Source organism: Dactylosporangium sp. NPDC005572, from assembly GCF_040605515.1.
GTDB lineage: Bacteria > Actinomycetota > Actinomycetes > Mycobacteriales > Micromonosporaceae > Dactylosporangium.
In genome coordinates this window covers 1-7,143 of record NZ_JBEXCY010000349.1, presented here as the reverse complement: position 1 = coordinate 7,143, position 7,143 = coordinate 1, and the positions used below count along the sequence as shown (strand labels likewise).

General features: G+C 71.2%; 6 protein-coding genes and 1 pseudogene. 1 reads left to right on the top strand and 6 read right to left on the bottom strand.

Annotation, left to right across the window (positions count from 1 at the left end; all coding sequences use genetic code 11):
* Positions 1 to 135 precede the first annotated feature (135 nt).
* The 3 genes from ABZS66_RS59390 to ABZS66_RS59380 all read right to left on the bottom strand — a co-directional run bounded on the left by ABZS66_RS59390 (position 136) and on the right by ABZS66_RS59380 (position 4,515).
* Positions 136 to 2,040 carry an AfsR/SARP family transcriptional regulator gene (locus ABZS66_RS59390; RefSeq protein WP_354773471.1) on the bottom strand — a complete coding sequence of 635 codons (1,905 nt, stop codon included), beginning with the start codon at positions 2,038 to 2,040 and terminating at the stop codon, positions 136 to 138.
* 463 nt (positions 2,041 to 2,503) lie between these two features.
* On the bottom strand, positions 2,504 to 3,004 hold the full coding sequence (locus ABZS66_RS59385; RefSeq protein WP_354773469.1) for a hypothetical protein: 501 nt from the start codon (positions 3,002 to 3,004) through the stop codon (positions 2,504 to 2,506).
* 29 nt (positions 3,005 to 3,033) lie between these two features.
* On the bottom strand, positions 3,034 to 4,515 hold the full coding sequence (locus ABZS66_RS59380; RefSeq protein WP_354773467.1) for an FAD-binding protein: 1,482 nt from the start codon (positions 4,513 to 4,515) through the stop codon (positions 3,034 to 3,036).
* Positions 4,516 to 4,666: 151 nt separating this feature from the next.
* Between ABZS66_RS59380 and ABZS66_RS59375 the strand changes: the two are divergent.
* Positions 4,667 to 4,834 (top strand): annotated as a pseudogene (locus ABZS66_RS59375) (M1 family peptidase); the annotation flags it as partial.
* Between the two features lie 325 nt (positions 4,835 to 5,159).
* On the opposite strand, the gene ABZS66_RS59370 reads toward ABZS66_RS59375, so the two are convergent.
* The 3 genes from ABZS66_RS59370 to ABZS66_RS59360 all read right to left on the bottom strand — a co-directional run bounded on the left by ABZS66_RS59370 (position 5,160) and on the right by ABZS66_RS59360 (position 7,004).
* Positions 5,160 to 5,780 (bottom strand): hypothetical protein, encoded by a 621-nt coding sequence (locus ABZS66_RS59370; protein ID WP_354773465.1) that lies wholly within the window; start codon positions 5,778 to 5,780, stop codon positions 5,160 to 5,162.
* A gap of 179 nt (positions 5,781 to 5,959) precedes the next feature.
* Positions 5,960 to 6,607, bottom strand: a complete 648-nt coding sequence (locus ABZS66_RS59365; RefSeq protein ID WP_354773463.1) for an aminoglycoside phosphotransferase — start codon at positions 6,605 to 6,607, stop codon at positions 5,960 to 5,962.
* Between the two features lie 97 nt (positions 6,608 to 6,704).
* A complete protein-coding gene (locus ABZS66_RS59360; RefSeq protein ID WP_354773461.1) occupies positions 6,705 to 7,004 on the bottom strand; it encodes a hypothetical protein in 300 nt (99 codons plus the stop codon).
* Positions 7,005 to 7,143: the final 139 nt, after the last annotated feature.

Sequence of the window (7,143 nt, the reverse complement as noted above, 5' to 3'; positions counted from 1 at the left end):
CCGGCACGGATCCAACCGGGGCAGGTCGGCCGCGCGGAACCTCGGGGCCGCCCAGAGACGTGGCACGGTTGCGCGTCGGGCTCGTCAGGCTGCAGTTCCGGGGCCGAGACCCACGGTCCTTTGAAGCTGCCTGGGTCAGGCGATACGGCGGCGCGCCACGACCGCGAGGCGTGAGCGATCCGGGTCGCCGTACCCGGCCCCCGCCAGCACCGGTTCGTCCAAACCTGCCTCGGCGATCGTCCGGCCGAGTTCGCCGGTGGCCTTGCGCCGGGCGAACCATCGGACGAGCGTGTGATAGCGGTACCGGCCGGTGGTCACCGGTTCGACGAGGTGCTCGTCGACGAGCTGCTCCATGAACCGTTCGGCGTCCGGCAGCGCGAGCCCGGCATGCGTGGCCAGATCCGCCGCCGTGACATCGTCGTGGTCGGGCAGCGCGGCGAGGCAGAACGCCTTGGCCACCGGCGGTTCAAGGTCGTCATAGCGACGTTCGAGGGGTGCCTCGACGACCTCGCAGTCAGGGTACAGCCGCATCGGCTGACGCAGTTCGATTCGCAACCGGCGCTCGATGTCAGCGACGCTCCACATCGGACGGGCCAGCAGCCGTTCCGCAGCGATACGCACGGCGAGCGGGATGTGGGAGCAGGACGCCGCGAACCGCCGGGCGGACTCCGGCTCGGCGGCGACACGCTCCGGTCCGGCGACCCGGCGCAGCAGCTCGAGCGACTCGCCGGCGTCGAAGACGGGCACCATCCGCCAGGCCACGCCGGCGAGGCCGGTGAGCCGCCGCCCGGCAGTGAGCAGGGTGGCGCACCACGACCCGCTCGGCAGTAGATGGCGGACCTGGTCGACGCTCTCGGCATGGTCGAGCACGACCAGGACGCGACGCTCGGCCGTGACACTGCGCCACAGGGCCACCCGCTCGTGCAGGTCACCCGGGATCGCAGTTGCCGCGACGCCGAGTGCCCGCAGGAACCGGCCCAAGATCGGCGCAGGGTCGGCCGGATGTGCACCGCGCAGATCCGCGTACAGCTGTCCGTCGGAGAACCGGTCCCGCAAGCCGTACGCCACATGGATGGCGAGCGTGCTGGTACCGACACCGGGAAGGCCGGTCAGGCCGATCGCCTTGGCCGCCCCTGTGTCGCGCTCCGCGCCGAGCGTGGTGTTCAGCTCGGCAAGCAGTGCAGCCCGGCCGACGAAGTCGGTGATGCGGGTGGGCAGTTGAGCCGGCGCCGGCGACAGCCGCGTCGCTATCGCCGGCGTGGTCACTGCAGGCGTCGCAGTCGTCAACGTCGGGTCGGCGACGAGCACCCGCCGGTACAGCTCCTGCAACGCGCCGCCGGGATCCAGGCCGAACTCGTCGGCAAGGAGCGCGCGGATCTCGTGGAACTGCGCGACCGCGGCCGCGGGACGCCCGGTCCGGTACTGCGCCAGCATCAACAGCCGTCGCAGTCCCTCGTCCAACGGTTGTTCCGCGACGAGACCGGTCAGCTCCGCCGACGCCACGGCGTGGCGTCCCGTGTCGATGTCGAAGGCGAGCCGCGCCTCGACGGCAAGGCGCCGTTCGCGTTCCAGACGAGCCCGCTGTGCCTCGGCGTACGGGCCGGGTACCCCACCGAGCGGCTCGCCCTGCCACAGGGCGGCCGCTGACCGTAGCCGGTCTGCGGCGGTGGCCGCATCGCCCTGCTGGCCCGACGCCCGAGCCTGCGAGACGAGTTCGGCGAAAGCGGCGGCGTCGAGGGCGCCCGGCTCGACGCGCAGCCGGTACAGGCCCGCGGTGGAGCCCAGCAGCGGCTCGCCGTCGCCGGCAACGAGGATCTGCCGCAGTCGCGACACGTACGTGCGGACCGTCGCTCGTGCCGCCGTGGGTGGCTCCGTGTCCCAGACCGCCGCAACCAGCTGGTCGATCGTCGCGGCGCCACCTTCCCGCAGCAACAGCGCCACCAGCACCGCGCGCTGTTGCGGAGAACCGAGCGGTAGCTCAGCGTCGCCGAGCCAGGCCCGGACCGGGCCGAGCACCGCGAAGCGGAGCGCCTGCGTCATCGCCATCCCGTCCTTACCGATCAAGTCCGCACGAAGTGTAGCCAGCGCACGGTGGACGGCCCGGGTTCCCGGCCGCCCGTGACACGCATCCGACAGCGCGGCGGTGCAAACCCGGCTGTGCGCAGCGACCGTCCACGCTGGAGCGTGGCCACCTGGCTACGTCGGATGTTTGCCGGGAAGCGACGGACTTCCGCACGTCCAGCAACGCCATACAGCACCGACGGACGTCGGACCAATCCATGAGGCGGGCGACGGCGGGCTAGCCCTCACGCACCATGGCGACTCCGTCCCGAAAGTGCCGCCGGTGCCGGCGGCACTTTCGGAGGCGACCGGCTCGCGGTGGCCGATTCGGACCTCAAGCGTTCGCGGAGACTGACGCCGTGACATCAGCGGTCACGTCGAAACGGCCTGAGTGCCTGCGGATGGCGACGGGATGCGGGCCCGCGGCATACCGTGTTTCGGCTCAGCGGTCGAGCAGCTCGACGTTGATCGCGTCGAGGATCCGTCCCATGTACGGCAGCCACGATTGCCGGCCGGCGGCGGCGAGGGCGGACAGGCTCGTCCCGGGCGACGGGTGCAATGTGTACCGCCAGTTCAGCGTCGTGGTGCAGCCGTCGTGGGTCAGCAGGAATGCACCATCGACCTGGCTGAGGGTCGCGGCCAGAGCCTTCGACGTGAACCCGGTGATGCGGTAGCGGACCTGCGTGGGCCGCTCGTCGAGCACCAGTTCCTCGTGCGCGCCCGAGCCGTCCGCGAATTCGATGGAACGGCTGTCACCCGCCCTGGCCCATGCTCCGTCGATGTCGGTGACGCCGGTCACGGGCGGCAGCGGGCCGTCCCCGGCCAGGATTTTCGCGAGTACCGCCTCGTCGTGCAGCAGTTCCCAGACCGCGTCGACGGCCACCGGAACCGCCAGCGTTGCGAAGCACTCAACCGCGCTGTCGGACGTCGTCACGTGTGCCATAGACGTACCTTTCCTCGCTCAATGCACGCTCAGGCGGGCTTGATGTTGTGGTTCAGGCGGAACATGTTCGTCGGGTCGACCTTGCGCTTCACCGCGGCCATCCGCTGGTACACCGCGGGCTGGTACGCCCGCTGGACGGCATCCGGCGCGCTGTCCTCCGAGGTCATGAAGTTGAGAAACATCCCGCCGGTGCTCCACGGCTGCATACGCGCGATGATGTCGGCCTCGGCCTTGGTGATCGCGCCGGCGTCGGCGGGCCCGCCGATGCTCGCGACGAAGAGGGTGAACGCGGCGTCGCGGTTCGACACGGCGTTGGCCTGGGCCGGCTGCCTGCCGAGCGCGCCACCGAGGTGCCTGATCTCGGTCATGGTGATCGGGTACGGTGCGGCGGTCCCGGCCACCGCGAGGAGCTGGTCCACGGTCTCACCCGTCAGTTCGCGCAGCAGGGCGGTGCGTTCGAAGACCGGCAGGGGCTCGACAGGATCGGCGTGGATCGTGCCGAACTCGCTGAACGGCATCTCGCGGACCGCGGCGACGATGGGTGTCGCCGCCGCGAGCAGCGGGGCGACGAGCTTGCCACCGGACGCCTCGGACCCGAGGTACGAGATGCGGACGCTGGTGACGAACTTTCCGCGCAACGGCTCGGGCACCTCCGGCGCGTCCGGCAGCCGCAGCAGCGCGACGGACGAGGACATCGCGTCCGGCACCGTCTTGACCCACTCGCGGTAGGTGTGCAGTACCTTGCCGGCGTCCGCTCCGTCGAAGAAGATCGCGCCGCCGTAGAGGGTCTTCACCGGGAACAGGTCGAACTCGATGGCCGTGACGACGCCGAAGTTGCTCTTGCCGCCGCGGACGGCGAAGAACAGGTCGGCGTCGGTGTCCGGGGCGACCGTGCGCAGCTGGCCGTCCGCGGTGACCAGGTCCACGCGCCGCACGTGATCTGCCGCGTAGCCGTGGGCGCGACCCATGATCGGGCTCAGCCCGCCGCCGAGCGTGTAGCCCACGACGCCGACGATCGGTGTCGAGCCCGCGAGGGGCGCCAGTCCGACCTTGACCGTCTCGTCCACCACCTGCTGCCAGCGCACGCCGGCCTCCACCCGCGCGACACGCCGCTGTGCGTCGACCGTGACGCCGCGCATCGCCCGGGTCGTGATCAGCACCGTATCCGGGCCGATCGGCACCGCGGGCTGGTGGCCGGTGGCCAGCACGGCCACCGGCGCGCCCCGTCCGGCAGCCATCCGGACAGCGGCCTGGACGTCGCCCGCGGCGGCAGCGGCGATGACCACACCGGGCTTCGGCGACATCAACAGGTTGTACGTCTTGAGCTCGTCGGCGTAGCCCGGATCACCGGGCAGCAGCGCCTTGCCCACCAGGCCGGCGGGCAGCGCGGCCCGATCGAAGGTCGCTCCCGGGGAGCTGCCGGCCTGCGGCGTCTCATCCGGCGAGCAGGCTCCCAGCGTCATCGCCAGCGGCGCTGCGACGCCCGCGCCGAGGAGCGTCCGTCGCCGCATGCTCGGCCCAACCGGGTTGCCGTGGTCCATGTCAGTGCTCCAACTCTGTGTCGGGGTTCTCCCGACCAGGACACCCGGGCCGCGTTGACGAGCGATCAGCGTCCACTTGACGCGACGTCGACGCACCCGGGCCTGCGAACACTCGACCGCGGCCAGCCGGGCGACGATCACGGCCACCGCCACCCAGCACCTGTCCCGGTTCAACCTCGACCTCATCGGGCTCACCGTCGACGAGGTCACGGTCGACGGGCGGGCCGCCGGCGCGCGGCGGGACGGCGACGAGCTCGTCGTCACCCCGGCGCGAGGCCTGGTCAAGGGGCGGCCGTTCGTCGTCGCCGTGCGGTACCACGTCGTCGCGCTCGCCGAGCGGGTGTCGGGGCGGCAGCTCGACGGGCTGTTCGCGGCCTGGCTGACCGGGTCGGTGAAGCCGCCGAACCCCGACCCGCTGCCGCCCGGCACCGCGAAGGCCGCCGTACCGACGCTCCGCAACCTGCACCGATAGCAGGGCCTCCAGCGCCGGCGACGGTTCCCGGCGGCGCGGTCCGTGGGCACCGGCCCGAGCCGCGACTTGTAGCCTCCGGTCGTGCAGCTGGGTCACCGCCGCGCGTCGTCGGGGTGCCGGCGGTCGCGCTGACCGATCCCGGCTACGCCACCTCGGCGATCACGGCCCGCAGCCAGTCCGGCCAGCCGGTGCCCAGGTAGATCCGCTCCGGCACCAGGTAGTGCGCCGGCCCGACCTGCAGGATGCGGTCGTCGCGCACCGGCAGCAGCGTGAACGTCAGGCTGAACGGCGCCGCTTTCCGACCGAGCGCGGCCTCGACCTCCCGCACGGTGTCGTTGTTGCGGCCATCGCCGGCCGGACCGCGGCTGCCGAATGCGCCGTAAACCCGGTGATATTCGGTACGCCAGTGCAGGAACTCCGTCCGCCGCCGCACCACGCGATCGCGCAGCACCGGCAGCCGGGCCAGACCGAGCGGGTCGGGGGTGTCATAGGCCGGTCCCACGTCGTCGCCCGGCGGCGGCTGCGGCGGCCGCGGGTGACGGTCCACAAGCGAGACCCACCAGGCCAGCCACTCCTCGCCAAGCCGAGGATCGTGGGTATCGCCCAGCCGCGCAGGCAGCTCACCCATGTCGAGCACCCCGGGCACCAGCGACGAAGGCGGCACCTCGATCGCCTCGACGTCACGCAGCCACAGCGCGAAGACGGGAAGCTCCTCCCCCGCACTGATACTGATCCGCCAACCACCAATGTTCGCGAACCGCACGCCGCCCTCCCCCGAAGACAACGATCGATGACGCGACAAGCATACGGCCGCACGAACGCCGGCGGCGGCCGCACGGATACAGCGCACGATCGCCGACCGAGCATGCGTGTTCTGGGTCGAACGGCGCGAGGGCAGCCCGGACCGGGGAACTGCCAACTGGCCACTCGTCGAACGCGTTCTCAGAGCGCTCGAACCTCGGCGAGCCGCTTGACTGAGTACTCGTCGTCCCAGCAGACAGCGGCTTCCCACGCGGCCGACGCTTGCGCGGCGATGTCGTACGCGCCGTCGTCGAGGCCGGCAGCGTTGTCCGGCAGCACGAGGTCGAGGTCGGGAACGTCGACGTGCGACTCGTCCCAGTCGATCAGCGCGACCCGGTCCGCGGTCATGCGGACGTTGCCAAGGTTGTTGGAGTCGCCGTGCACGACGCAGGTCTGATGTCCGGCGAGCCGCGCCCACGCCGCCCGGCATCGAGCAACACCCTCAGCGGGCATCGCCCCGAGGTCGATCTTCGTCCCGGTGTCGACGCGCAGGAGATCGGTCGACGATCGCCACCCTGGGCGCTGCGGCCAGCCCCGCGTCAACCGATGCAAGTCCCGGAGCGCGCCGGCCACCCGACGCCAGTCGGCCTGCGTCTCGGGCGGGCCGCCCTCCACGTAGGTCATCACCACCAGACCGTCGACGAACAGCCGGCCGTCCCTCGTCGGGATCGGCACCGGCACGGTCAGACCTTCGCGGTCAAGGTGTTGCAGGAGCGCGGTCTCCCACGCCAGATCAGCATCGCTCCTGGTACCGAGACGACCGACCGCGAGGTGCCCGTCGACGCGCACGCTCCACACGTCGTTGGCGACTCCGCCAGAAAGCGGTTCGATGCGAGCGGCGTCTTCACCCCACCGCCCGAGTGCCTCCCACCCCACTGGCCACATCTTACGGGGTACCGACCATCACTGTTCTCGGCAGTTGCGGGTGCCGAGCGTGTGGGCGCTCATGGTCCCTCGGGCTTGCCGTCAGCACGCGTTGGCATGCGTCGGCGAGCGCCAGCCGACCCTTCTCGTCGAGATCCCATGTGGTCACGAGTCCCGGCTGCATGGTGTCCTGGGCAAGACGACCGATGGTCTCCGCGCCGAAAGCGTGCAGGTTCTCCTCGTCGGCTTCAGCGATCAGCTGCTGGATGACCGCATCGAGCGTCTCGTAGTCCACCGCCGCAGCCTTGGTGACAACGCTCATCGCCCAGTTCAGGACGCACTCCTCAGACCCACCGGGCCAGCCACCGACTGGTGACGAACGACGCCGGGTCGTCGCGCACCGACGGCGGCTGACTCGAAAATGTTCAGTGAGTGGGCAGGCGGCAGCACCGGGGCGGAGC